20 protein-coding genes are annotated in these 22980 nt (G+C 67.5%); all 20 read right to left on the reverse strand.

What is annotated here, in order from left to right; translation table 11 throughout:
• On the reverse strand, positions 1-3215 hold a 3215-nt coding region (locus tag ACMGEZ_RS22445), incomplete at its 3' end, for an ESPR domain-containing protein (RefSeq protein ID WP_436824489.1).
• 317 nt (positions 3216-3532) lie between these two features.
• Positions 3533-4276, reverse strand: a complete 744-nt coding sequence (gene hisA, locus ACMGEZ_RS22450; RefSeq protein WP_436824490.1) for a 1-(5-phosphoribosyl)-5-[(5-phosphoribosylamino)methylideneamino]imidazole-4-carboxamide isomerase — start codon at positions 4274-4276, stop codon at positions 3533-3535.
• 50 nt (positions 4277-4326) lie between these two features.
• Positions 4327-4983 carry an imidazole glycerol phosphate synthase subunit HisH gene (gene hisH, locus ACMGEZ_RS22455; RefSeq protein WP_436824594.1) on the reverse strand — a complete coding sequence of 219 codons (657 nt, stop codon included), beginning with the start codon at positions 4981-4983 and terminating at the stop codon, positions 4327-4329.
• Complete coding sequence (gene hisB / locus ACMGEZ_RS22460) at positions 4980-5609, reverse strand: imidazoleglycerol-phosphate dehydratase HisB (RefSeq protein ID WP_436824491.1); 630 nt, start codon at positions 5607-5609, stop codon at positions 4980-4982. The genes hisH and hisB overlap by 4 nt, the downstream gene beginning before the upstream one ends.
• Entirely contained in the window at positions 5606-6700 is a 1095-nt protein-coding gene (gene hisC / locus ACMGEZ_RS22465) for a histidinol-phosphate transaminase (protein ID WP_436824492.1), read from the reverse strand. The genes hisB and hisC overlap by 4 nt, the downstream gene beginning before the upstream one ends.
• 5 nt (positions 6701-6705) lie before the next feature.
• Positions 6706-7071, reverse strand: coding sequence for a hypothetical protein (locus ACMGEZ_RS22470; RefSeq protein WP_436824493.1), 366 nt, complete (start codon positions 7069-7071; stop codon positions 6706-6708).
• A 10-nt stretch (positions 7072-7081) separates the two neighbouring features.
• Positions 7082-8446 (reverse strand): histidinol dehydrogenase, encoded by a 1365-nt coding sequence (hisD, locus tag ACMGEZ_RS22475; RefSeq protein ID WP_436824494.1) that lies wholly within the window; start codon positions 8444-8446, stop codon positions 7082-7084.
• A gap of 89 nt (positions 8447-8535) precedes the next feature.
• Positions 8536-9177 carry an ATP phosphoribosyltransferase gene (gene hisG / locus ACMGEZ_RS22480; protein ID WP_436824495.1) on the reverse strand — a complete coding sequence of 214 codons (642 nt, stop codon included), beginning with the start codon at positions 9175-9177 and terminating at the stop codon, positions 8536-8538.
• Positions 9174-10460, reverse strand: a complete 1287-nt coding sequence (gene murA / locus ACMGEZ_RS22485) for a UDP-N-acetylglucosamine 1-carboxyvinyltransferase (protein WP_436824496.1) — start codon at positions 10458-10460, stop codon at positions 9174-9176. The genes hisG and murA overlap by 4 nt, the downstream gene beginning before the upstream one ends.
• A 14-nt stretch (positions 10461-10474) precedes the next feature.
• Positions 10475-10717 carry a BolA family protein gene (locus ACMGEZ_RS22490; RefSeq protein WP_436824497.1) on the reverse strand — a complete coding sequence of 81 codons (243 nt, stop codon included), beginning with the start codon at positions 10715-10717 and terminating at the stop codon, positions 10475-10477.
• Positions 10718-10730: 13 nt separating this feature from the next.
• On the reverse strand, positions 10731-11495 hold the full coding sequence (locus ACMGEZ_RS22495) for an ABC transporter permease (protein WP_436824595.1): 765 nt from the start codon (positions 11493-11495) through the stop codon (positions 10731-10733).
• Between the two features lie 85 nt (positions 11496-11580).
• The gene (locus tag ACMGEZ_RS22500; protein ID WP_436824498.1) at positions 11581-12528 is read right to left on the reverse strand and encodes an ABC transporter ATP-binding protein; all 948 of its coding nucleotides are present in this window, start codon (positions 12526-12528) and stop codon (positions 11581-11583) included.
• Between the two features lie 83 nt (positions 12529-12611).
• The gene (locus ACMGEZ_RS22505; protein WP_436824499.1) at positions 12612-12884 is read right to left on the reverse strand and encodes an STAS domain-containing protein; all 273 of its coding nucleotides are present in this window, start codon (positions 12882-12884) and stop codon (positions 12612-12614) included.
• Positions 12885-12891: 7 nt separating this feature from the next.
• Positions 12892-13503 (reverse strand): MlaC/ttg2D family ABC transporter substrate-binding protein, encoded by a 612-nt coding sequence (locus tag ACMGEZ_RS22510; RefSeq protein ID WP_436824596.1) that lies wholly within the window; start codon positions 13501-13503, stop codon positions 12892-12894.
• 163 nt (positions 13504-13666) lie between these two features.
• Complete coding sequence (locus ACMGEZ_RS22515; protein WP_436824500.1) at positions 13667-14413, reverse strand: MlaA family lipoprotein; 747 nt, start codon at positions 14411-14413, stop codon at positions 13667-13669.
• Positions 14410-14898, reverse strand: a complete 489-nt coding sequence (gene mlaD, locus ACMGEZ_RS22520; protein WP_436824501.1) for an outer membrane lipid asymmetry maintenance protein MlaD — start codon at positions 14896-14898, stop codon at positions 14410-14412. Before mlaD ends, ACMGEZ_RS22515 begins: the two co-directional genes overlap by 4 nt.
• Positions 14899-14922: 24 nt before the next feature.
• Positions 14923-15705, reverse strand: coding sequence for a lipid asymmetry maintenance ABC transporter permease subunit MlaE (gene mlaE, locus ACMGEZ_RS22525; RefSeq protein WP_436824502.1), 783 nt, complete (start codon positions 15703-15705; stop codon positions 14923-14925).
• Positions 15702-16526, reverse strand: a complete 825-nt coding sequence (locus ACMGEZ_RS22530) for an ABC transporter ATP-binding protein (protein WP_436824503.1) — start codon at positions 16524-16526, stop codon at positions 15702-15704. Before ACMGEZ_RS22530 ends, mlaE begins: the two co-directional genes overlap by 4 nt.
• Before the next feature lie 132 nt (positions 16527-16658).
• A complete protein-coding gene (locus ACMGEZ_RS22535) occupies positions 16659-18137 on the reverse strand; it encodes a glutamate synthase subunit beta (RefSeq protein WP_436824504.1) in 1479 nt (492 codons plus the stop codon).
• Between the two features lie 37 nt (positions 18138-18174).
• A complete protein-coding gene (locus ACMGEZ_RS22540; RefSeq protein WP_436824505.1) occupies positions 18175-22917 on the reverse strand; it encodes a glutamate synthase-related protein in 4743 nt (1580 codons plus the stop codon).
• Between the last annotated feature and the right edge of the window lie 63 nt (positions 22918-22980).

Below are 22980 nucleotides of genomic sequence, written 5' to 3' on the forward strand. Positions count from 1 at the left end.
TTGTTGCCGACGGCAATGCCGCCTTGCTTGAGGTCGGTGCCGCCGCTGTAGCTGTTCTCGCCGGTGAGGGTCAGCGTCCCAGCGCCGGTCTTGGTGAGGCCCCCCACGCCGCTGACGGTGCCGCTCGCCGTGAGGTCGGCATCAGTCTGCAGGGTACCGCCGTCGCTGTCGAGGTTGACTCTGCGCGCGGTGGCGAAGGCGCCGGTGGTGCGCAGCGTGCCGCCATCGAGGACCAGGGGCGTCGAGGCCCGGCCCAGGTTGCGGTCTTGGGCGATCGACAGCGTCCCTTCGGCGATGGCGGTGCCTCCGCGGTAGGTGTTGGTGCCGCTGAGCGTCAAGGTGCCGGGGCCGATCTTGATGAGGGAACCGTCGCCGCTGACGACGCCACTGGCCGTGAGATCGGCGTCCGTGTGAAAGGCGATGCTGCCCTCGCCTAAAACGATCCTTCGCGCAGTGGCGAAGGCGCCGGTGGTGCGCAGCATGGTTCCACCATCGAGATTGAGCCGACCCGAGGCGTCGCCCAGGTTCTCGTCCCTGGAAATGGACAAGGTGCCTTGCAGGACCGTGGTGTCGCCACTGTAGGTGTTGGTGCCGGTGAGGGTCAGGGTGCCCCTGCGGGTCTTGAACAGGTAGCCTTCCCCCGAGATGACGCCGGTGGACGTCAGGTCGGCGTCGGTCCAAAAACCGCCGTCGAAGACTCCGATGGTGATGTCGCGCGGTGTCGTGATTGGCGCGATGTTCTGCAGCGCGCCGCCATTGAGGGACAGCAGGCCCGAGGGCGCACCCAGGTTGCGGTCTTCGGAGATCGCCAGCGTGCCCTCTTCGACGAAAGTGCCGCCGCCGTAGGTGTTGGCGCCGCTGAGCGTCAAGGTACCCTGGCCGAACTTGACCAGCTCACCGTCGCCGCTGATGTCCTGGGCGACGGCGCCGCGCGAGGCTTGTTCGAACCACAGCGTGCCGTTGTTGATGATGCCGCTGCCGCTTTGGATCCCGGACGCCGCGGTATCCAGGACCGCGCCGGCGTTGATGGTCGTCGTCCCGGTGTAGGTGTTGGCAGCCCGGTAGTAGACCCTGCCCGTGCCGGCGATGGTGACGCTGCCGCCGCCGACGGCGCCTTCCAGGATCAGGCCGGAGCCGTCGCTGCCGATGGTGTTGGTGCCTCCCGTGCCCAGGGTGACGGCGCCCCGGAGCAGGGCCTCGCCGGTGCTGCTGGTCAGCGTGCCGCCCATCAGGTTGACGTGTTGCGCTACCCCATACTGCCCGCCCAGGTCCAGGGTGCCGCCGCTGTTCACCGTGGCGGTGGCGCTGCTGGCGCCCAGACCGAAGGGGCTGTTGTCCAGACGCACCGTGCCTGCGTTGATCGTGACCCCTCCGGTGTGGGTGCTGTCGCGGTCCAGGGTCAGCGTTCCCGTTCCGATCTTGATCAGGCCGCCGCTTCCCGACATCACACCGCTGAAGGTGGTGCTGCTGTTGTCGCCTCCTGTCGTCAGCGTGCCGGTACCCAGGGTCACGAAGCCGAACCCGGCGAGGCTGCCGATGGTCTGGCTGAAGTTGTTGAGGTCCAGCGTGGCGCCGCCACCAAGCGTTACCGCGCTGGCCGTGCTGAAGGTGTTGGCCGCTCCGGCTCGCAGAGTGCCTCGGCTGATGGTTGTCGCGCCGGAGTAGCTGTTGGGGCCGGCGAGAACCAGGGTGCCGGTGCCGGTCTTGGTCACGCCGCCCGCGCCCGAGATGGACCCGGTGGAAGTCAGGTCGGCGTCGGTCTGGAAGCCGCCTCCGGCACTGCCGATGGTGATGGCACGCGCTGTCGTGACGGCGGCGGTGTTCTGCAGCGTGCCGCCATCGAGGGTCAGCGGGGCCGTTGCCGCGCCGAGGTTCTCGTCCGAGGAGATCGACAGCGTGCCGCCGGTGACGGTGGTGCCGCCGCTGTAGGTGTTGCGGCCGGAGAGAACCAGGCGTCCATCGCCTCTCTTGGCCAGGCCGATGCTGCCTGCGTTGGCGCCGGTGCCGCCGGAGCCGGTCTGGTCTGCGATCGCGTCGGCCACGGTCTGCGTGTCGCCTGCTCCAGGCGCGAAGGCCAGCGTGCTGCTCGTGCCCTGCATGAAGATGCCGCTGCCGAAGAAAGAGCCGTCTTGCGAATCGCCTGGCCGCCCGCCTTGCCCGCCCCCCACGCTGTTGTCGCGCACCTCGGTGCTGCCCCCCAAGGTGAGCGAGCCACCATGCATGACGAAGATGGCGCCGCCCATGCCTGCGCCGCCGCCGCCGCTGAGATATTCGCCATTGCCGCCGCCGAAGCCGGCGCCTTCCGTCGCGCGATCATAGTTGCCGCCGCCGCCGCCGCCAAAACCCCCAGCTCCCCCCGACCTACCGCCGCCGCCGCCGCCGCCAAAGCCTCCGTCGCCCCCCCTGTAAACCTCCGAAGTGAGACGGCCGGCACCGCCACCGCCACCGCCCAGGCCACCGTTTCCGCCCGTGTTGTCAGCACCGCCGCCGCCACTGTAGGCGCCGCCGTTTTCGCCGGTGTCCACGTTGCCTCCTGCGCCGCCATTCGGTCCACCGCCGTTGCCGTCGGCGGACCCATCGTCGAACAAGCCACCGCCTCCGCGGCCGAGCGAGCTGCCTCCGGATTCCCCCCCATTGCCACCCATGCCACCGCCACCGCCACCGCCGGCGTCATAGATCGTGCCGCCTGCACCACCGATCGCGTTGTTGCCAACGATGAGCACATCGTTCAAGTTCGCCCCAGCCCCGGTGGCCACGAACACCGCGCCGCCCGCGCCCATGCCGCCGCCGCCCGGGGTGACGCTCCGCCCGCCTTGCCCTCCCTGGGCACGCAGGTTCCGCATGGTCAGCTCATTGACAGTGGTGGTGCCCGAGCCAATGAAGAAGCCCCGGAATTGCCCCGCGCCGTCGAGCGTGAAGCCGTGACCGTTGATGGTCAAGGTCCCGACGCGCTCTACCACCGGCAGGTGCGCGCTCAGCGTGATGGACGCGGTCAGATCGATGACCGTGGCGGTCCCCGCGATGCAGGCGGCCAGTTCGGTGGTGCTGCCTGCGGTACACGCATAGGCGCCGGGCATACCGGCGCACAAGATGGCGGCCGTCAGCGCCGAAACCCGCGCGATGCCGCTGCGCTTGCCTCGCGAAAGGGTGTTCTCGGGAGCGGCAACCCAGGCGCCTAGAGCGGGGTTCCAAAGGCTGCGATGCGTTCTGTTCATGGGGATTCGCGGCTCGTTCAGGGATCCACGCGCGCGTGGCGCACGTGGCGGGCGATGCCACCTGAGCGAGGCCATGCTCCTCCGCATACAAGCCGGAAGTTCAGGCCGCAGTTCTTGGAACCCGAGGGATCAGCGGCCAGGGAATGCTAGGAATTCAGGGCGGCGCAATCAGACTGAAGCGACAAAAAGCGAGAATTCATTCGCCGTGCGGAGGGCACGGGACGTCCATGCCCTCGACGGCTGCGGAAAAAGAAAAGGGCACGCAATGCGTGCCCTGTTCGAACGGCTGGCGGCGTGCGCGACGCCTGGTCGCAGAACTACTGCTCAGCCAGCTCGTCGGCCCGCGCCTGCGCCGCGGCGAAGTCCAGGTCGCCCGAATAGATCGCGCGCCCGCAGATCACCCCCTCGACGCCATCGGCCTCCACGGCGCAGAGCTTGTCGATGTCGGCCATGTTCGAGAGCCCGCCGGAGGCGATCACCGGGATGGTGAGCGCTTGCGCGAGCTTGACGGTGGCATCGATGTTGATGCCCGAGAGCATGCCGTCGCGGCCGATGTCGGTGTAGATGATCGACTCGACGCCGTAGTCCTCGAACTTCTTGCCCAGGTCGGCGACCTCGTGGCCGGTGAGCTTGCTCCAGCCGTCGGTGGCGACCTTGCCGTCCTTGGCGTCGAGACCGACGATGATGTGACCGCCGAAGGCGCTGCAGGCGTCCTTCAGGAAGCCGGGGTTCTTGACCGCGGCGGTTCCGATGATCACGTAGCGCAGGCCGTCGTCGATGTAGCGCTCGATGGTGTCGAGGTCGCGGATGCCCCCGCCGAGCTGCACCGGGATGTCGTCGCCCACCTCCCGCAGGATCGCCTTGATCGCGGCGTGATTCTGCGGCTTGCCCGCGAAGGCGCCGTTGAGGTCGACCAGGTGCAGCCGCCGCGCACCGGCCTCGATCCACTGGCGTGCCATGGCGGCCGGGTCCTCGCTGAAGGTGGTGGACTGGTCCATGTCGCCTTGCTTGAGGCGAACGCAGTGGCCATCCTTGAGATCAATCGCAGGAATAAGGAGCATGGTGCGGGATTGCGCGGAGCGCGAGCGATGAAGCGCAGCGAAAAACTGCTTCAGGGATTCCAGTGGAGAAAGTTTCTGTACAGCTGCAACCCATGGTCCGCACTCTTCTCGGGATGGAACTGGGTTGCAAAAATATTATCGCGTGCAATGGCGGCGGTAAAGCGCTCGCCGTATTCGGCCTCGCCCGCGCTGTGGAGAGCATCGGCCGGCCGTGCGTAGAAACTGTGCACGAAGTAGAAGTAGCTGCCGTCCGGCACGCCTGCCCACACGGGGTGCGGGCGGGTCTGCAGCACCTGGTTCCAGCCCATCTGCGGCACTTTGTAGCGGCTGCCGTCGGGCTGGGTGCGGCCGGCCAGCTCGAACTTCAGGACCCGGCCCGGGATGAGGCCCAGGCCTTCGGTCGGGCCTTCGTCGCTCGCCGACAGCAGCATCTGCATGCCCACGCAGACGCCGAACAGGGGCTTGGAAGCCGCCGCCTCCAGCACCGACTCCTGCAGGCCGGAGTCGCGCAGCTCGCGCATGCAGTCGGGCATGGCGCCCTGCCCCGGCAGCACCACGCGGGTGGCGCGGCGCACCACCTCGGGGTCGGCCGTCACGAAAACCTCGACCCCGACCTGGTCGGCCGCATGCTGGACCGCCTGCGACACGGAACGCAGGTTGCCCATGCCGTAGTCGACGACCGCAACGGTGTTCTTGCTGCTGTTCAGAGTGAACCCTTGGTCGAAGGAACGACGCCGGCCGAGCGCGGATCGAGCTCGAGCGCGGCCCGCAGCGCCCGCGCGAAGGCCTTGAAGACCGTCTCGCACTGGTGATGCGCATTGACGCCCTTGAGGTTGTCGATGTGCAGGGTGACGAAGGCGTGGTTGGCGAAGCCCTGGAAGAACTCGTAGGTGAGCTGGCTGTCGAAGCCGCCGATCATGCCGCTGGTGAAGGGCACGTGCATCACCAGGCCGGGCCGGCCGGAGAAGTCGATCACCACGCGGCTGAGGGCCTCGTCCAGCGGCACGTAGGCGTGGCCGTAGCGGCGGATGCCCTTCTTGTCGCCGACCGCCTTGGCCACGGCCTGGCCCAGGGTGATGCCCACATCCTCCACCGTGTGGTGGCCGTCGATGTGCAGGTCGCCCTGGCATTCGATCTCGAGGTCGATCAGGCCGTGGCGCGCGATCTGGTCGAGCATGTGGTCGAAGAAGCCGATGCCGGTCGAGAGCTTCGAGCGGCCGGTGCCGTCGAGGTTGAGCGCGACCGAGATCTTCGTCTCGGCCGTGTTGCGCGTGACGGAGGCCGTCCGCGCGGCGGCGGCGACGACTGCTTCAGGGGCCTTGGGGGTGTTCATAGCGAGGCTTCGAGGGCCGCGAGCATCTGCGCATTCTCTTCGGCGGTTCCGACCGTCAGGCGCAGGCAGTTCGCGAGCAATGGGTGCATTCTAGAAACGTTCTTGACCAGCACCCCGCGGGACTTCATCCCTTCGAAGGTCCTGGCCGCGTCCGGCACGCGCACCAGGATCATGTTGGCGTCGCTGGGCCAGCTCCTGACGCCTGGAAGGCCGGCCAGCACCTCGAAGATGCGGGCACGCCCTTCGCGGATCCGGGCCGCCTGCTCCGCGAACACCTCGGCATGCTCCAGCGCGAAGAGCGCGCACTCGCAGTTGAGCACGCTGATGTTGTAGGGCGGACGCACCTTGTCGACCTCGGCGATCAGCGCCTGCGGCCCCATCATGTAACCCAGCCGGACCCCCGCCAGGCCGAACTTGCTGAGGGTGCGCATCAGCAGCACATGGCCATGACGCGCCGCCCGGTCGATGTAGCTGCGGGCCGCGAAGGGCTGGTAGGCCTCGTCGATGACGACCAGGCCGCCCTGCGCGCGCTGGGCCTCGACGATCTTCTCGATCACGACGTCGTCCCACAGGTTGGCAGTCGGATTGTTGGGATAGGCCAGGTAGACGATGGCCGGCTTCTCGCGCGCAATGGCCGCGTGCATGGCGGCCTCGTCGAGCTCGAAATCGGCGGTGAGCGGCACGCCGACGAAGCGCAAGCCCTGCAATTGGGCGCTCATCGCGTACATCACGAAGCCGGGCTCCGGCGCCAGGATGGCCGCTCCGGGCAGGTCGCAGGCCATGGCGAGCAGCGAGATCAGCTCGTCGGAGCCGTTGCCGAGCATCAGCCCGAAGCCCTCGGGCAGGCCGGCGTAGACGGCCAGCGCGCTCTGGAGGTCGCCGCTGCGCGGGCCCGGGTAGCGGTTCAGTGCCAGGGTGCCCAGGCGCTGGCCCAGCGCGGCCTGCAGCGCGGGGGGCAGGGCATAGGGGTTCTCCATCGCATCGAGCTTGAGCAGGCCGCGCGCGTCCTGCACGGCATAGGCATGCATGGACTGGACATCGGCGCGGATTCGGCCCAGGGCCCGGGTGGTGTCGTCGGAAGCGGAGGTCATTCGATTCAGGGGCAACGGTAGCTGTTGCGCAGCGCGGCGGAGAGCACCAGTTGCACCGGCATGTCGGCCTCGTAGCTGTCGGCGTTGCGCGTCAGTTCGGTCTGGTAGAGCGTCCTCGCCATCGAGGGTTCGAGCCGGCGGCCGTTGACGCAGAACAGCGGCTTCTGCCCGGCGCGCTGCTCGGCCTCGCTGGCCTCGCGCAGGCCCTCGAGGACGCCGACCAGGTAGTAGTTGGCGTAGGTCTTGCCATCCTTCTCGTTGGCTTCGAGCAAGCGCAGCTCGCGAATGCTCATGGCCTGGCAGGCGGCAGCGGCGACCACCAGGCCCAGGAGCACCAGGCAGCGGAGTGGCCGAAGCGTCAGGATCGCCATGCCGAACCCCTCAACGCAGGCGCATGCGGGCGGCCTCGGCGTGCGCCTGCAGGCCCTCCCCTTCGGCCAAGGTCACGGCGATGCGGCCCAGCGGCTGCGCGCCCGCTTCGCTGACCTCGATCAGGCTGGAGCGCTTCTGGAAGTCGTAGACCCCCAGCGGCGAGCTGAAGCGCGCCGTGCCGCTGGTGGGCAGCACGTGGTTGGGGCCGGCACAGTAGTCGCCCAGGCTTTCGCTGGTGTAGGCGCCGAGGAAGATCGCGCCGGCGTGCCTGAGCAGCGGCTCCCAGCGGTGCGGCTCGCGGCTGCTGACCTCCAGGTGCTCGGGCGCGATGCGGTTGCTGATCGCGCAGGCCTCTTCCATGCTCTTCGTGTGGATCAGCGCGCCGCGGCCGTTGAGCGAGGCGGCGATGATCGCGGCGCGCGGCATCGAGGGCAGCAGGCGGTCGATTTCCTGTTGCACCTGGTCGATGTAGGCCGCGTCGGGGCACAGCAGGATGCTTTGCGCGAGCTCGTCGTGCTCGGCCTGGCTGAACAGGTCCATCGCCACCCAGTCGGGGGGCGTGCTGCCGTCGGCCAGCACCAGGATTTCGCTCGGCCCGGCGATCATGTCGATGCCCACGGTGCCGAACACCCGCCGCTTGGCGGCAGCCACATAGGCGTTGCCGGGACCGGTGATCTTGTCGACCGCGGGGATGGTCGCGGTGCCGTAGGCCAGCGCGCCCACGGCCTGGGCGCCGCCGATGGTGAAGGCGCGCGTCACGCCGGCGACGTGGGCGGCGGCGAGCACGAGGACATTGCGCTCGCCCTTAGCGGCCGCCTCGCTGCCCGCCCCCCCGGTGGCGACGCTCCCCTTGGCGGGCGTCGGGACGGCCATGATGATCTCGGCCACGCCGGCCACGTGCGCGGGAATCGCGTTCATCAACAGGCTGGACGGGTACGCCGCTTTGCCGCCCGGCACATAGATGCCCACGCGATCCAGAGGCGTGACCTTCTGGCCCAGCAGCGTGCCGTCGGCGTCGCGATAGCTCCAGCTCTCGCCGCTGGCCTTCTTTTGTGCCTCGTGGTAGCTGCGGATCCGCTCAGCCGCCATGCGCAACGCGTCGCGCTGCACTGCAGGGAGCGAATCGAAGGCGGCCTTGAAGTCCGCTTGCGTCAGCTCCAGCTGCTGCACCGACTCGGCCTCCAACCCATCGAAGCGCCGTGTGTAGTCGAGCACGGCCGCGTCGCCGCGCCGGCGCACATCGGCCAGGATGTCGGCCACCACCTGTTCGATGGCGGCATCGGTGTCGGCCGACCAGTGCAACCGCGCCTGGAAATCGGCTTCGAAGCCGGCAGAAGCGGTCGACAGACGGGCGGGAGCGGCTTTCACGTTCATGTCAGCGCCCGCCCGGCCGCCCGAAGGGCGCTGAGCGCCCCCTCGGGGGGCAGCGATACACGAAGTGATGAGCGTGGGGGCATTTCATGTCAGGCGGAGGGAATGGCGGAGGCGAAGGCGTCGATGATGTGCCGGATGGGCGCCTGCTTGAGCTTGAGCGCGGCCTGGTTGACCACCAGGCGCGCGCTGATGTCCATGATGCGCTCGACCTCGACCAGGTGATTGGCCTTGAGCGTGTTGCCGGTCGACACCAGGTCGACGATGGCATCGGCCAGGCCGGTGAGTGGCGCCAGCTCCATGCTGCCATAGAGCTTGATCAGGTCCACGTGCACGCCCTTGCTGGCGAAGAACTCGCGCGCCAGGCCGACGTACTTGGTCGCGACCTTGATGCGCGAACCCTGCCGCACGGCCGAGGCGTAGTCGTAATCGGCGCGCACCGCCACGCTCAGGCGGCAGGTCGCGATGCGCAGGTCCAGCGGCTGGTAGAGGCCCTGGTTGCCATGTTCGAGCAGCACGTCCAGCCCGGTCACGCCCAGGTCCGCGCCGCCGTACTGGACGTAGGTGGGCACGTCCGATGCACGCACCAGCACCACGCGCACCTCCGGGCGCGTGGTCGCGAGGATCAGCTTGCGCGATTTCTCCGGGTCCTCGCTGACCTCGATGCCAGCCGCGGCCAGCAGCGGCAGGGTCTCGTCGAAGATGCGGCCCTTGGACAACGCGAGCGTGATCACGGCTGGTACTCCGCCGGCCCGGCCACGCGCTCGATGTCGGCACCCAGGCCGCGCAGCTTGCTTTCCATGCGGTCGTAGCCGCGGTCCAGGTGGTAGATGCGGTCGACCAGGGTTTCGCCCTCGGCCACCAGGCCGGCAATCACCAGGCTGGCGGAAGCGCGCAGGTCGGTCGCCATCACCGTGGCAGCCGACAGCTGGCGCACGCCCTCGATCACCGCCACCTTGCCGTCGGTCTGGATCTTGGCGCCCAGGCGCAGCATTTCGTCCACGTGCATGAAGCGGTTCTCGAAGATCGTCTCGGTCACGGTCGAGGTGCCCTCGGCGATCACGTTGAGCGCCATGAACTGGGCCTGCATGTCGGTCGGGAAGCCGGGGTACTCGGTGGTGCGGAAGCTCTGCGCCTTCAGGCGGCCCTGGCTGCGCACGCGAATGCCCTGTTCGACCGCATCCACCTGCACGCCGGCTTCGTGCAGCTTCTCGATCACGGCCTCGAGGTGGTCGGCACGGCCGTGACGCAGCAGCACCTCGCCCCCGGTGGCCGCCACGGCGCACAGGAAGGTGCCGGCCTCGATGCGGTCGGCCACCACGCGGTGCATGCAGCCGCCCAGCTTCTCCACGCCCTGGATACGGATGCGGCTGGTGCCCTGGCCTTCGATCTTCGCGCCCATTTCGATCAGCATCTCGGCCAGGTCGGTGATCTCGGGCTCTTGCGCGGCGTTCTCCAGCACGGTCTCGCCGTCGGCAAGCGCCGCGGCCATCAGGAAGTTCTCGGTTCCGGTGACGGTCACCATGTCGGTGGTGATGCGCGCGCCGTGCAGGCGCCGGCGGCCGCCCGCGATGCTCGCCACCATGTAGCCGTGCTCGACCACGATCTCGGCACCCATGGCCTGCAGGCCCTTGATGTGCTGGTCGACCGGACGCGAACCGATGGCGCAGCCGCCCGGCAACGAGACCCGGGCCTTGCCGAAGCGGGCCAGCAACGGGCCCAGCGCAAGCACCGACGCGCGCATCGTCTTCACCAGTTCATAGGGCGCCTCGGGCGCGTGCAGCGGACCGGCGTCGAGACGCACCGTGCCGTTGTCGTCGCGCTCGGCCGCCACTCCCATGTTGCGCAGCAGCTTGAGCATGGTCGTGACGTCGTTGAGCCGCGGCACGTTGTGCAGGGTGACGGCGCGGTCGCTCAGGAGCGCCGCGCAGAGCTCCGGCAAGGCCGCGTTCTTCGCGCCGGAAATGAGTACCTCGCCGCGGAGCTGGCGCCCGCCGCGAATCAGGAGTTTGTCCATGAACGGTCCAGCGACTAGGAGTTTTGAGCCGCCCATTCGGCGGGCGTATAGGTTTTCATCGAGAGCGCGTGCACTTCGTCGGTGTGCATTTTGGCACCCAGGGTGGCGTACACGCGCTGGTGTCGCTGGATCGCGCGCTTGCCCTCGAACTCGGTGGACACGATGGTCGCGTACCAGTGGCGGCCGTCGCCCTCGAGCGCGATGTGCTCGCAGGGCAGGCCGGCCTGGATGATGGATTGCAGCTCTTCGGCGGTCATGTCTTGGAAGGGGTCAGCCCCGGATCTTGTAGCCGATGCGCAGCAGATGGACGGCGATCGCGCTCACCACCAGCCAGGCGCCGCCGACGATGGCCAGGCTCACCCATGGCGAGATGTCGCTGACGCCGAAGAAGCCGTAGCGGAAGCCGTCGATCATGTAGAAGAAGGGGTTCAGGTGGCTCACCGTCTGCCAGAAGGGCGGCAGCGAATGAATTGAATAGAACACGCCCGAGAGGAAGGTCATGGGCATGATCAGGAAGTTCTGGAACACGGCCATCTGGTCGAACTTCTCGGCCCAGAGCCCGGCGATCAGGCCCAGCGTGCCGAGGATGGCCGCGCCCAGGAAGGCGAAGACCACGATCCACGACGGCGCGACGAAGCCCGGCACGGCGAAGAAGGCCGTCACGGCGAACACGCCCAGCCCGACCACGAGTCCGCGCACGATGGAGGAACCCACGTAGGCCAGGAACCAGCCCCAATGCGACAGTGGTGTGAGCAGGATGAAGACCAGGTTGCCCATGATCTTGCTCTGGATGATGGACGACGAGCTGTTCGCGAAAGCGTTCTGCAGCACGCTCATCATCACCAGGCCCGGCACCAGGAAGGCGGTGTAGCTGACCGAGCCGTAGACCGTGACGCGGCCTTCCAGCACATGGCCGAAGACCATCAGGTAGAGCAGCGCGGTGAGCACCGGCGCGCCGACGGTCTGGAAGCCGACCTTCCAGAAGCGCAGCGTTTCCTTGTAGAGCAGTGCGCGCCAACCCAATGCGTGAACCATCATGAGAGCCCCCACGCTCGGCACTTCGTGTCCTCGCTGCCCCCCGAGGGGGCGTGAGCTTGCTTGGGGCGGCCCGGCGCGGCGCTCATCTTGCGACCTCCAGCGGCGTCTGCTCGCCCGCCATCAGATCGATGAAGACATCCTCGAGATCGGCCTTACGCATCTCGACATCTTCCACGTCGAGCCCGGCCTCGCGGATCGCCGCCAGCAATTGCTCGACCTCGCGTGCGTTCTGCGCCGGCAGCTGCACGATGCGACCCGTGATGCGCGCATGCCGGGCCAATTCCCAGGGCAGCATGCCGTCGGTCTTGAAACGCAGCACGTTGCTGGCGGCCGAACGCAGCAGCTCGCTGGTGCGGTCCAGCGCGATCACCCGCCCCTGCTTGAGCATCGCGATGCGGTGGCACAGCGCCTCCGCCTCCTCGAGATAGTGGGTGGTCAGCAGCACCGTGCTGCCCTGCTTGTTGAGCTTGGCGACGAACTGCCACAGGGTCTGGCGCAGTTCCACATCGACGCCGGCCGTGGGCTCGTCAAGCACGATCACGGGCGGCTTGTGCACCAGTGCCTGGGCGACCAGCACGCGCCGCTTCATTCCGCCGGAGAGCTGGCGCATGTTGGCGCCGGCCTTGTCGGCCAGGCCGAGGCTGCTCAGCAGCTCGTCGATCCAGTCGTCGTTGTTCTTGATGCCGAAGTAGCCCGACTGGATGCGCAGGGACTCGCGCACATTGAAGAAGGGGTCGAAGACCAGCTCCTGCGGCACCACCCCGAGCTTGCGGCGCGCCTGGCTGTACTCGCGCTGGACATCGAAGCCGTGGACGCTGATGGCACCCGCGGTGGGCCTGGACAGGCCGGCCAGCATGCTGATCAGCGTGGTCTTGCCGGCACCGTTGGGCCCGAGCAGACCGAAGAACTCGCCCTCCTCGATCTGGAACGTGACCTCATCGACCGCACGCAGCCCAGGTTTTCCCTCGGCACGCTGCTGGCGCGAGCCAGGATAGGTCTTGGAGACCGATTGGAAGGAGATCGCAGACATGGGAGCCCGCGATTTTAGGGCTCCGCCGTTTTTCCGCTTTCGGGCGGGACAAAGGCCTGACGGCGGCCCACTGCTGCGCTAGATCATGGCGCGGCGGGCAGGAGGCCCGCCACGCCGTACAGCGACGCGAGCTCCCGCAGGCGCGGCGGCAGGCCCTTTACCGCGAAGCCGCGGCCCAGCGCACTGGATTCGCGCCGGCATTCGAGCAGCACCGCGAGCGCCGAGGAATCGAACTGTGCGAGCGCGCTCGCGTCCACCACGGTGGACGACGCGGCCTGCCCGGCGAGCCCCTGCCGCAGCATGAGCACGCAGGCCGGCGCCTCGTCGTGCGTGAGCTTGGGCGGCAGGACCAGCATCGAAAGTTCAGCTCTTGCCGTTGCGCTTGTTGCGCTCTGCCAGCGCAGCGATCAGGCCGTCGATCCCCTTGGCGTTGATCTCCTGCGCGAACTGGCTGCGGTAGGTATCGACCAGCCAAACGCCCAGGACGTTGAGGTTGTAGATCTTCCAGCCGCCCGCCGCGCCGGGCGTCTTCTCGAGCCGGTAATCGAGCTGCACCGGGTCGCCGCTGCCGCGGACTTCCGTGCGCACCAGCACTTCCTTGTCGTCGGGCGAGCCGCGGAAGGGGCGCACGACAACGCTCTGGTCGCTGACCTGGTCGAGCGCGCCGGCGTAGGTGCGCACCAGCAGCTTCTTGAACTCTTCCTGCAGGCGCTGCTGCTGCTCGGGCGTGGCCTGGCGCCATGCCGGGCCGACGGCCGAGGCGGTCATGCGCTGGAAGTTGACGTTCGGCATGATCTTGGTGTCTACCAACACCATGATCTTGTTGACGTCGCCGGCCTTGATCGACTTGTCGGCCTTGATGGTCTCGAGCACGTCGGTCGACAGGCGCTTGACCAGCGCGTCCGGTGCCTCGTCGGCGGCGTGGACCGGCCGCACGAAGGCGGCGGCGCCCGCGAGCAGCAGGCCGGCGAGCATCAGCCGCGCCACGGAGCGTCGTTGCAGGATCTGAATCATCGATGGTTCCCTTGTTGAAAATGTCGAGCCCTTGGGGCCAGTGACGAATTGGAGCAGAGGCCTGTCAACGGGGTTCCCGCCCCCGTGCAAAGCGCGCAACGGGATGCAAGCGCCGGATACACGGTCAATTGCCGTCGTTCGGCAGGTCCCCGTCATGCACCTCGTTCTTTCGGCGCTGCAGATAGGCATCGCGCGTGAACGTGTACTTGTCGAGCGCCGCGTTGTCGAGCAGTTGGCTGGCGCGCAGGAAGTTCGAGCGCGAATCGACCACGCGAACGAAGTAGAAGGAGTTGCGCCACGGAATGTCGTGGATCTGGTTCAGCAGGTCGCCCTGCCGATCGACCGTGAGGGCCGCCGTGTCGCGCACCGTCGATGAACCCAGCAATGGGAGCACCACGTACGGACCGCTCGGAACGCCCCAACGGCCCAGGGTCTGGCCGAAGTCTTCGGAGTGGCGATCGATGCCGGCCTCGGTGGCGACGTCGAGCAGGCCGCCCAGCCCGAAGACGGTGTTGACGTTCACGCGCATGAAGGTCTGGGCACTGTGCTCCAGCTTGAGCTGCAACACGCTGTTGGCGAAACTCCACACGTCGGAAAGGTTGCCGAAGAAATTGTTGACCCCCGTACGCACGAAGGAAGGCAGCACGCGGCGGTAGGCCGTCGCCGCCGGCACCAGCACGGCGTCGTCCACGACGTCGTTGAAGCGCATGACACCTCGGTTGAAGGGTTCGAGCGGATCGGCCGGATTGGCCCTGGGGCCCGAGGCGCAGCCGGTGGCCAACGCCAGCGCTGCAATGGCGCCAAGGTAGCGCAGGGCCGAGGCGGTGCCGCTGAGCACGCGCGGCAAATCGAAGGGGGATCGTGGTTTCATTTCTTGTTGCTGTTGCCCGCGGGCGTGCTGCCCTCGGCCGCCTTGCTGTAGAGGAACTGTCCGATCAGGTTCTCCAGCACGACGGCCGACTGCGTCGCGGTGATGGTGTCGCCGGCTTGAAGGGTCTTCTCCTCAGCCCCCGCCTCGATCCCGATGTACTGCTCGCCGAGCAGCCCACTGGTCAGGATCTTGAGGGAGCTGTCCTTGGGGAAACTGTAACGGCTCTGCAACGCCAGCGTGACGTTGGCCTGGAAATTCTTGTCGTCGAACGTGATCGATTCGACACGACCGACCACCACGCCCGCGCTCTTGACCGCGGTCTGCGGCTTCAGGCCGCCGATGTTGTCGAAACGCGCATTGACGGAATAGGTCTTCTGGAAGTTCAGGCTCAGCAGGTTGGCGGACTGGAGCGCGAGGAACAGCAGCGCCGCCGCGCCGATAAGCACGAACAAGCCAACCCAGACGTCATTCTTGGAACGTTGCATGGAGTGCCTTTTGCCTTTTGCTTTCTAGATACTGAACATCATCGCGGTCAGCAGGAAGTCGAGCCCCAGCACCGCGAGCGAGGCCACGACCACGGTGCGCGTGGTGGCACGGGACACGCCTTCGGGCGTCGGCTGGGCTTCGAAGCCCTGCAGCAGCGCGATGAAGGTGACGGTGAAGCCGAAGACGATGCTCTTGACCACGCCGTTGCCCACGTCGCGCCAGACGTCGACGCCGCCCTGCATCTGCCCCCAGAACGCGCCCGGATCCACGCCGAGCATCAGCACGCCGACCACCCAGCCACCGATCACGCCGACCGCGCTGAACACGGCTGCCAGCAGCGGCATCGTGATGACACCAGCCCAGAAGCGCGGCGCCAGGATGCGCTGCACCGGATCGACCGCCATCATCTCCATGGCGCTGAGCTGTTCGCCGGCCTTCATGAGGCCGATTTCCGCGGTCAGCGACGTGCCGGCGCGGCCCGCGAACAGCAAGGCCGAGACCACGGGGCCGAGCTCGCGCACCAGGCTCAGCGCCACCAGCAGGCCCAGGGCGTCCGACGAGCCGTAGCGCTGCAGCGTGTAGTAGCCCTGCAGCCCGAGCACGAAGCCGACGAAGAGGCCCGAGACCGCGATGATGGCGAGCGAGTAATTGCCAAGGAAATGGATCTGGTCGCGGACCAGGCCGAAGCGCCGCAGGCTGCCCGCGCCGCGCAGCGCGAGGCGCAGGAACAGGCGCGCGCCCATGCCGAGATCGCCCAGCTTGCCGCGCACGGCAAAGCCCACGTCGGCCGGCCTGTACCAGCTCATCCGCGCTCCCCGTGCGCGTTGTTGCCGAAGTCCTGCTCCACCGGAATGCCCGGGTAATGGAAATGGACCGGGCCGTCGGGCAGCGCGTTGACAAACTGGTGGACCAGCGGATCGCTGCTCTGGCGCACCTCTCCCGGCGGGCCCTGCGCGGCGATGCCGCCGTTGGCGAGGATGATCACGTGGTCCGCGATGCGAAAGGTCTCTTCCAGGTCGTGCGACACCACGACGCTGGTCAGTCCCAGTGTGTCGTTGAGCTGGCGGATCAGGCGGGCGGCGGTGCCCAGCGAGATCGGGTCGAGGCCGGCGAAGGGCTCGTCGTACATGACGAGGTCGGGGTCGAGCGCGATCGCCCGGGCCAGCGCCACCCGCCGCGCCATGCCGCCGGAGACTTCGCTGGGCATCAGGTGGCGCGCGCCGCGCAGGCCGACGGCGTCGAGCTTCATGAGCACGATGTCGCGCACCAGCGCCTCGGGCAGGCGCGTGTGCTCGCGCAGGGGGAAGGCGACGTTGTCGAAGACGCTCATGTCGGTGAACAGGGCGCCGAACTGGAACAGCATGCCCATGCGGCGACGCGCGACATAGAGCGGGTCACTGCCCATGCTGCCGATGTCCTGGCCGTCGAACAGCACCTCGCCGCGCTGCGCACGCACCTGGCCGCCGACGAGGCGCAGCACGGTGGTCTTGCCGCCGCCCGAAGCCCCCATGAGCGCCGTCACCTTGCCGCGGGGCACGGTGAAGGAGACGCCGTCGAGGATGGCGCGTTCGCCGTAACCGAAACGGACGTCGCGGAATTCAACCAGTGAGGACTCGGGTGGGTTCATGGACAACAGAAAAGCCGGGGCGCCTGAGGCATCCCCGGCTCGCGGTGGTCATCCATGATAAATGAAGCACAGGCCGTGCCCATCCACCGAAGTAAGGGGCTAATCCCCGCCTAATTCAGCATTTCGGCACCTTCAGCGCGGCAGGTCGCTGTAGCCCATCAGGAACTCGTCGACCGCGCGGGCGGCCTGGCGCCCTTCGCGGATCGCCCACACCACCAGCGACTGCCCGCGCCGGATGTCGCCGGCGGCAAACACCTTGGGAACGTTGGTCGCATAGCCGCCGACGAAGTCGACGTTGGCCTTGGCGTTGCCGCGGGCGTCCTTCTCGACGCCGAAGGCATCCAGCACGCCGGCGACGGGGCTCACGAAGCCCATGGCCAATAGCACCAGGTCGGCCTTCAGCACCGTCTCGGTGCCCGGCACCTCGATCAGCTTGCCGTCCTTCCAGTCGACGCGAACGGTCTTGAGCCCGGTGACCTTGCCCTTCTCGCCGATGAATTCCTTGGTGGAGATCGCGAACTCGCGCTCGCAGCCCTCCTCGTGGCTAGAACTGGTGCGCAGCTTGTAGGGCCAGTACGGCCAGGTCAGCGGCCGGTTCTCTTCCTCCGGTGGCTGCGGCATCAGCTCGAACTGGGTGACGCTGGCGGCACCATGCCGGTTGCTGGTGCCCACGCAGTCGGAGCCGGTGTCGCCGCCGCCGATCACGATCACGTGCTTGCCGTCCGCGCGGATCTGGCCCTTGACCTTGTCGCCGGCATTGACCTTGTTCTGCTGCGGCAGGAACTCCATCGCGAAATGGATGCCATCGAGATCGCGCCCGGGCACCGGCAGGTCGCGCGACTGCTCGGCGCCGCCGGTCAGGACAATCGCGTCGAATTCCTTGTCGAGCTGCTCGGGCGTCACCGTCTCCTTGGCCCAGTTGATGACCTTGGAGCCCTTGCCCAGCGGGTCCTTGGCGGCGCCGACCACCACGCCGGTGCGGAACACCACGCCCTCGGCCTTCATCTGCTCGATGCGGCGGTCGATGTGGATCTTCTCCATCTTGAAGTCGGGGATGCCGTAGCGCAGCAGGCCGCCGATGCGGTCGTTCTTCTCGAACAAGGTGACATCGTGGCCGACGCGCGCGAGCTGCTGCGCGGCCGCCATGCCGGCCGGGCCGGAGCCCACCACCGCGACCTTCTTGCCGGTCTTGTGCCTGGCCGGACGCGGCGCGACCCATTGCTCCTCCCAGGCGCGATCGATGATCGCGTGCTCGATCGACTTGATGCCGACCGGGTCGTCGTTCACGTTGAGCACGCAGGCTGCCTCGCACGGTGCGGGGCAGATGCGGCCGGTGAACTCGGGAAAGTTGTTGGTCGAGTCCAGCACCGTGAAGGCGCTCTGCCAGTCGTCGCGGTAGACCAAGTCGTTGAAGTCCGGAATGATGTTGTTGACCGGGCAGCCGCTGTTGCAGAAGGGCGTGCCGCAGTCCATGCAGCGCGCGCCCTGCACCTTGGCCTGCTCCGCGTCGAGGCCGATGACAAATTCCTTGTAGTGCTTGACGCGCTCCTCGACGGGCCTGTAACCCTCCTCGACGCGTTCGTGTTCCATGAAGCCGGTGATTTTTCCCATCGTGTTTCCTGGTTCTGTTCTTCGTCTGTCGCCGTGCTCAGGCAGCGACCGCCGGCTTCGTCAGCGCGTGCGGCTCGAGCCCCACGTGCGCGTTGTTGCCGCTGCTCGTGAGCTCGACCTTGCGGTCGTGGATCTCGGCCAGCGCGCGCTTGTACTCGTTCGGGAACACCTTGACGAAGCGCGTGCGCGCCACGGGCCAGGTGTCGAGCAGCTCGCGCGCGCGCTTGCTGCCGGTCCAGCGGTGGTGGTCCTCCAGCAGCTTCTTGAGCTTGGCCTCGTCGGTCTCGCCTTCGTGCCAGATCTTGCGGTGCACGCTCGCCGTCTGCTCGGCCGAGGTCAGCACCTTGTCGAGCGAGACCATCGCCAGGTTGCAGCGCGAGGCGAACTGCCCGTCCTCGTCGTAGACGAAAGCGACGCCGCCGCTCATGCCGGCCGCGAAGTTGCGCCCGGTCTTGCCGAGCACCACCACCGTGCCGCCGGTCATGTACTCGCAGCCGTGGTCGCCCGTGCCTTCGACCACCGCGGTGGCACCGGACAGGCGCACCGCGAAGCGCTCGCCCGCGACGCCGCTCAGGAAGGCCTCGCCGGTGGTCGCGCCGTAGAGCGCGGTGTTGCCGACGATGGTGTTGCGCGTGGCCTCGCCGCGGAAGTCGAGGCTGGGACGCACCACCACGCGGCCGCCCGACAGGCCCTTGCCGGTGTAGTCGTTGGCGTCGCCGATCAGGTACAGCGTGATGCCGCGCGCCAGGAAGGCGCCGAAGGACTGCCCGCCCGTGCCCTCGAGCTGGATCCGGATCGAGTCGTCGGGCAGGCCCTGCGGGTGCACCCTGGTCAGCGCGCCCGAGAGCATGGCGCCGACCGAGCGGTTGACGTTGCGCGCCACCTCGATGAACTGCACCTTCTCGCCCTTTTCGATGGCGGGACGCGACTTTTCGATGAGCTTGTTGTCCAGGCTCTTCGCGAGGCCGTGGTCCTGCGCCTCGACGTGGTAGCGCGGCACGTCGGCCGGCACGTTCGGCTGCGCGAACAGGCGGCTGAAATCCAGGCCGCGCGCCTTCCAGTGCTCGATGCCCTTCTTGGTGTCGAGCAGATCGGCGCGGCCGATCAGGTCGTCGAACTTGCGGATGCCCAGCTGCGCCATGATCTGGCGCACTTCCTCGGCGACGAAGAAGAAGTAGTTCACCACGTGCTCGGGCTTGCCCGAGAACTTCTTGCGCAGCACCGGGTCCTGCGTGGCCACGCCGACCGGGCAGGTGTTGAGGTGGCACTTGCGCATCATGATGCAGCCCTCGACCACCAGCGGCGCAGTCGCGAAGCCGAACTCGTCGGCGCCCAGCAGCGCGCCGATGGCAACGTCGCGGCCGGTCTTCATCTGGCCGTCGGCCTGCACGCGGATGCGGCCGCGCAGGCGGTTGAGCACCAGGGTCTGCTGGGTCTCGGCCAGACCGATCTCCCACGGGCTGCCCGCGTGCTTGATCGAGGACCAAGGTGAAGCGCCGGTGCCGCCGTCATGGCCGGCGATCACGACGTGGTCGCTCTTGCACTTGGCGACGCCCGCGGCAATGGTGCCGACGCCGACCTCGCTGACCAGCTTGACGCTCACGCTCGCATGCGGCGCGACGTTCTTCAGGTCGTGGATGAGCTGCGCCAGGTCTTCGATCGAATAGATGTCGTGGTGCGGCGGCGGCGAGATCAGGCCCACGCCGGGCACGGAGTAGCGCAGCTGGCCGATGTAGTTGGAGACCTTGCCACCGGGCAGCTGGCCGCCCTCGCCCGGCTTGGCGCCCTGCGCCATCTTGATCTGCAGCTGGTCGGCCGAGACCAGGTATTCGGCGGTGACGCCGAAGCGGCCGGAGGCGACCTGCTTGATCTTCGAGCGCAGCGAATCGCCGTCCGCCAGCGAGAGGTCGACCTCGACGTTGGCCTCCCCGATCACGCTCTTGAGGGTGTCGCCCTGCTTGATCGGGATGCCCTTGAGCTCGTTGCGGTAGCGCGCCGGGTCTTCGCCACCCTCGCCGGTGTTGCTCTTGCCGCCGATGCGATTCATGGCCACCGCCAGGGTCGCGTGTGCCTCGGTGCTGATCGAGCCCAGCGACATGGCGCCGGTGGCAAAGCGCTTGACGATCTCGCTCGCGGGCTCCACCTCGTCCACCGGAATGGCCTTGGCCGGGTCGATCTTGAATTCGAACAGGCCACGCAGGGTGAGGTGACGCCGGTTCTGGTCGTTGATGAGCTGCGCGTATTCCTTGTAGGTGTTGAAGTTGTTGGCGCGCGTGCTGTGCTGCAGCTTGGCGATGGCGTCCGGCGTCCACATGTGCTCTTCGCCGCGGACGCGCCATGCGTATTCGCCGCCGGCGTCCAGCATGCTGGCGAGCACAGGGTCGTCGCCGAAGGCCGCCTTGTGCATGCGGATGGCCTCCTGCGCGATCTCGAACACGCCGATGCCTTCCACCCGGCTGGCGGTGCCGGTGAAGTACTTGGCCACCGTGTCGCTGTTGAGGCCGATGGCCTCGAAGAGCTGGGCGCCGCAGTAGCTCATGTAGGTGCTGACGCCCATCTTCGACATGATCTTGGACAGGCCCTTGCCGACTGCCTTGACGTAGTTGTAGATCGCCTTCTCGGCGCTCAGGTCGCCCGACAGGTCCTCGTGCATCGCAGCGAGCGTCTCCATGGCGAGGTACGGGTGCACTGCCTCGGCGCCGTAGCCGGCCAGCACGCCGAAGTGATGGACCTCGCGCGCCGAGCCGGTCTCGACCACCAGGCCCGCCGTGGTGCGCAAGCCCTCGCGCACCAGGTACTGGTGGATGGCCGAGAGTGCCAGCGGCGCGGGAATGGCGATCTGCGTGGCACTGATCGCACGGTCGCTCACGATCAGGATGTTGTGGCCGCCCTTGATGGCGTCGACCGCTTCGGCACACAGCGATGCCAGCTTGGCCTCGACGCCCTCCTCGCCCCAGGCGAGCGGGTAGGTGATGTCGAGCGTGTAGCTCTTGAACTTGCCCTGCGTGTAGGCGCCGATGTCGCGCAGCTTCGCCATGTCGGCGAAGTCGAGGATCGGCTGGCTCACCTCGAGCCGCATCGGCGGGTTCACCTGGTTGATGTCCAGCAGGTTCGGCTTCGGGCCGATGAAGGACACCAGCGACATCACGATCGCCTCGCGGATGGGGTCGATCGGCGGATTCGTGACCTGCGCGAACAGCTGCTTGAAGTAGTTGTAGAGCGGCTTGTTCTTGTTGGACAGCACGGCCAGCGGGCTGTCGTTGCCCATCGAGCCGATGCCTTCCTCGCCGGCGGCGGCCATCGGACTCATCAGGAACTTGATGTCTTCCTGCGTGTAGCCGAAGGCCTGCTGGCGATCCAGCAGGCTGACCTGGCTCACCGGCGCCGAGACGCCGTGCGCCTCGACGCTGTCGAGCTTGATGCGCAGGTTCTCGATCCACTGCTTGTAGGGCTTGCTGTTGGCGAGGGTGGCCTTGACCTCCTCGTCGTCGATCATGCGGCCCTGCTCCAGGTCGATCAGGAACATCTTGCCGGGCTGCAGGCGCCACTTGCGCACGATCTTCTGCTCCGGCACCGGCAGCACGCCGGATTCGGAAGCCATGATCACCAGGTCGTCGTCGGTCACGCAGTAGCGCGAGGGGCGCAGGCCGTTGCGGTCGAGCGTGGCACCGATCTGGCGGCCGTCGGTGAAGACGATGGACGCCGGGCCGTCCCACGGCTCCAGCATCGCCGCGTGATATTCATAGAAGGCGCGGCGGCGCGGGTCCATGGTCGCGTGCTGCTCCCAGGGCTCCGGGATCATCATCATCACCGCCTGGCTGATCGGGTAGCCGGCCATGGTGAGGAGCTCGAGGCAGTTGTCGAAGGTGGCGGTGTCCGACTGGTCGGCGAAGCTGATCGGGTAGAGCTTCTGCAGGTCGGCGCCCAGCACGGGCGAGGACATCACGCCTTCGCGCGCCTTCATCCAGTTGTAGTTGCCCTTGACGGTGTTGATCTCGCCGTTGTGGGCGACGTACCGGTAGGGGTGGGCCAGCGGCCACTCGGGGAAGGTGTTGGTCGAGAAGCGCTGGTGCACCAGGCCGAGGGCCGAGATGCAGCGCTTGTCCTGCAGGTCGAGGTAGTAGGTGCCGACCTGGTCGGCCAGCAACAGCCCCTTGTAGACCACCGTGCGGCTCGACATGCTGGGAACGTAGTACTCCTTGCTGTGCTTGAGCTTCAGGCGCTGGATGGCGGCGCTGGCGGTCTTGCGGATCACGTAGAGCTTGCGCTCCAGGGCGTCCTGCACGATCACGTCGTTGCCGCGGCCGATGAAGACCTGGCGCAGCAGCGGCTCCTTCTTGCGCACGGCGGGCGACATGGGCATTTCGCGATTGACCGGGACATCGCGCCAGCCCAGCAGCACCTGGCCTTCCGCCTTGATGGCACGCTCCAGCTCCTGTTCGCAGGCCTCGCGCGAGGCGTGCTCCTTGGGCAGGAAGATCATGCCGACGCCGTATTCGCCGGGCGGGGGCAGCGTCACGCCCTGCTTCGCCATCTCGTCGCGGTACAGGACATCCGGCAGCTGGATCAGGATGCCGGCGCCGTCGCCCATCAGCTTGTCAGCGCCCACTGCGCCGCGATGGTCCAGATTCTCGAGAATCTTCAAGCCCTGCAGGACGATCGAGTGGCTTTTCTCGCCCTTGATGTGGGCCACGAAGCCGACGCCACAGGCGTCGTGCTCGTCAGCGGCGGAATAGAGACCGTTTTGTTGGAGATACTCGATCTCGGCAGCCGTGGTCATGGCGCACTCCTTCAGTTTTTCGCGGGGAAGGGAAGGATATTGCGTTGCACAAACAATGCCAAG

Origin of the sequence: Variovorax stachyos (assembly GCF_051400855.1) — a bacterium.
GTDB lineage: Bacteria > Pseudomonadota > Gammaproteobacteria > Burkholderiales > Burkholderiaceae_C > Variovorax.

What these genes read in the sequence shown, in the direction of transcription:
- hisA (WP_436824490.1), bottom strand. Translation starts at nt 4,276, where the DNA reads ATGCTCCTTATTCCTGCGATTGATCTCAAGGATGGCCACTGCGTTCGC.
- hisB (WP_436824491.1), bottom strand. Translation starts at nt 5,609, where the DNA reads ATGAACACCCCCAAGGCCCCTGAAGCAGTCGTCGCCGCCGCCGCGCGG.
- hisC (WP_436824492.1), bottom strand. Translation starts at nt 6,700, where the DNA reads ATGACCTCCGCTTCCGACGACACCACCCGGGCCCTGGGCCGAATCCGC.
- ACMGEZ_RS22470 (WP_436824493.1), bottom strand. Translation starts at nt 7,071, where the DNA reads ATGGCGATCCTGACGCTTCGGCCACTCCGCTGCCTGGTGCTCCTGGGC.
- hisD (WP_436824494.1), bottom strand. Translation starts at nt 8,446, where the DNA reads ATGAACGTGAAAGCCGCTCCCGCCCGTCTGTCGACCGCTTCTGCCGGC.
- murA (WP_436824496.1), bottom strand. Translation starts at nt 10,460, where the DNA reads ATGGACAAACTCCTGATTCGCGGCGGGCGCCAGCTCCGCGGCGAGGTA.
- ACMGEZ_RS22490 (WP_436824497.1), bottom strand. Translation starts at nt 10,717, where the DNA reads ATGACCGCCGAAGAGCTGCAATCCATCATCCAGGCCGGCCTGCCCTGC.
- ACMGEZ_RS22495 (WP_436824595.1), bottom strand. Translation starts at nt 11,495, where the DNA reads ATGGTTCACGCATTGGGTTGGCGCGCACTGCTCTACAAGGAAACGCTG.
- ACMGEZ_RS22500 (WP_436824498.1), bottom strand. Translation starts at nt 12,528, where the DNA reads ATGTCTGCGATCTCCTTCCAATCGGTCTCCAAGACCTATCCTGGCTCG.
- ACMGEZ_RS22505 (WP_436824499.1), bottom strand. Translation starts at nt 12,884, where the DNA reads ATGCTGGTCCTGCCGCCCAAGCTCACGCACGACGAGGCGCCGGCCTGC.
- ACMGEZ_RS22510 (WP_436824596.1), bottom strand. Translation starts at nt 13,503, where the DNA reads ATGCTCGCCGGCCTGCTGCTCGCGGGCGCCGCCGCCTTCGTGCGGCCG.
- ACMGEZ_RS22515 (WP_436824500.1), bottom strand. Translation starts at nt 14,413, where the DNA reads ATGAAACCACGATCCCCCTTCGATTTGCCGCGCGTGCTCAGCGGCACC.
- mlaD (WP_436824501.1), bottom strand. Translation starts at nt 14,898, where the DNA reads ATGCAACGTTCCAAGAATGACGTCTGGGTTGGCTTGTTCGTGCTTATC.
- mlaE (WP_436824502.1), bottom strand. Translation starts at nt 15,705, where the DNA reads ATGAGCTGGTACAGGCCGGCCGACGTGGGCTTTGCCGTGCGCGGCAAG.
- ACMGEZ_RS22530 (WP_436824503.1), bottom strand. Translation starts at nt 16,526, where the DNA reads ATGAACCCACCCGAGTCCTCACTGGTTGAATTCCGCGACGTCCGTTTC.
- ACMGEZ_RS22535 (WP_436824504.1), bottom strand. Translation starts at nt 18,137, where the DNA reads ATGGGAAAAATCACCGGCTTCATGGAACACGAACGCGTCGAGGAGGGT.
- ACMGEZ_RS22540 (WP_436824505.1), bottom strand. Translation starts at nt 22,917, where the DNA reads ATGACCACGGCTGCCGAGATCGAGTATCTCCAACAAAACGGTCTCTAT.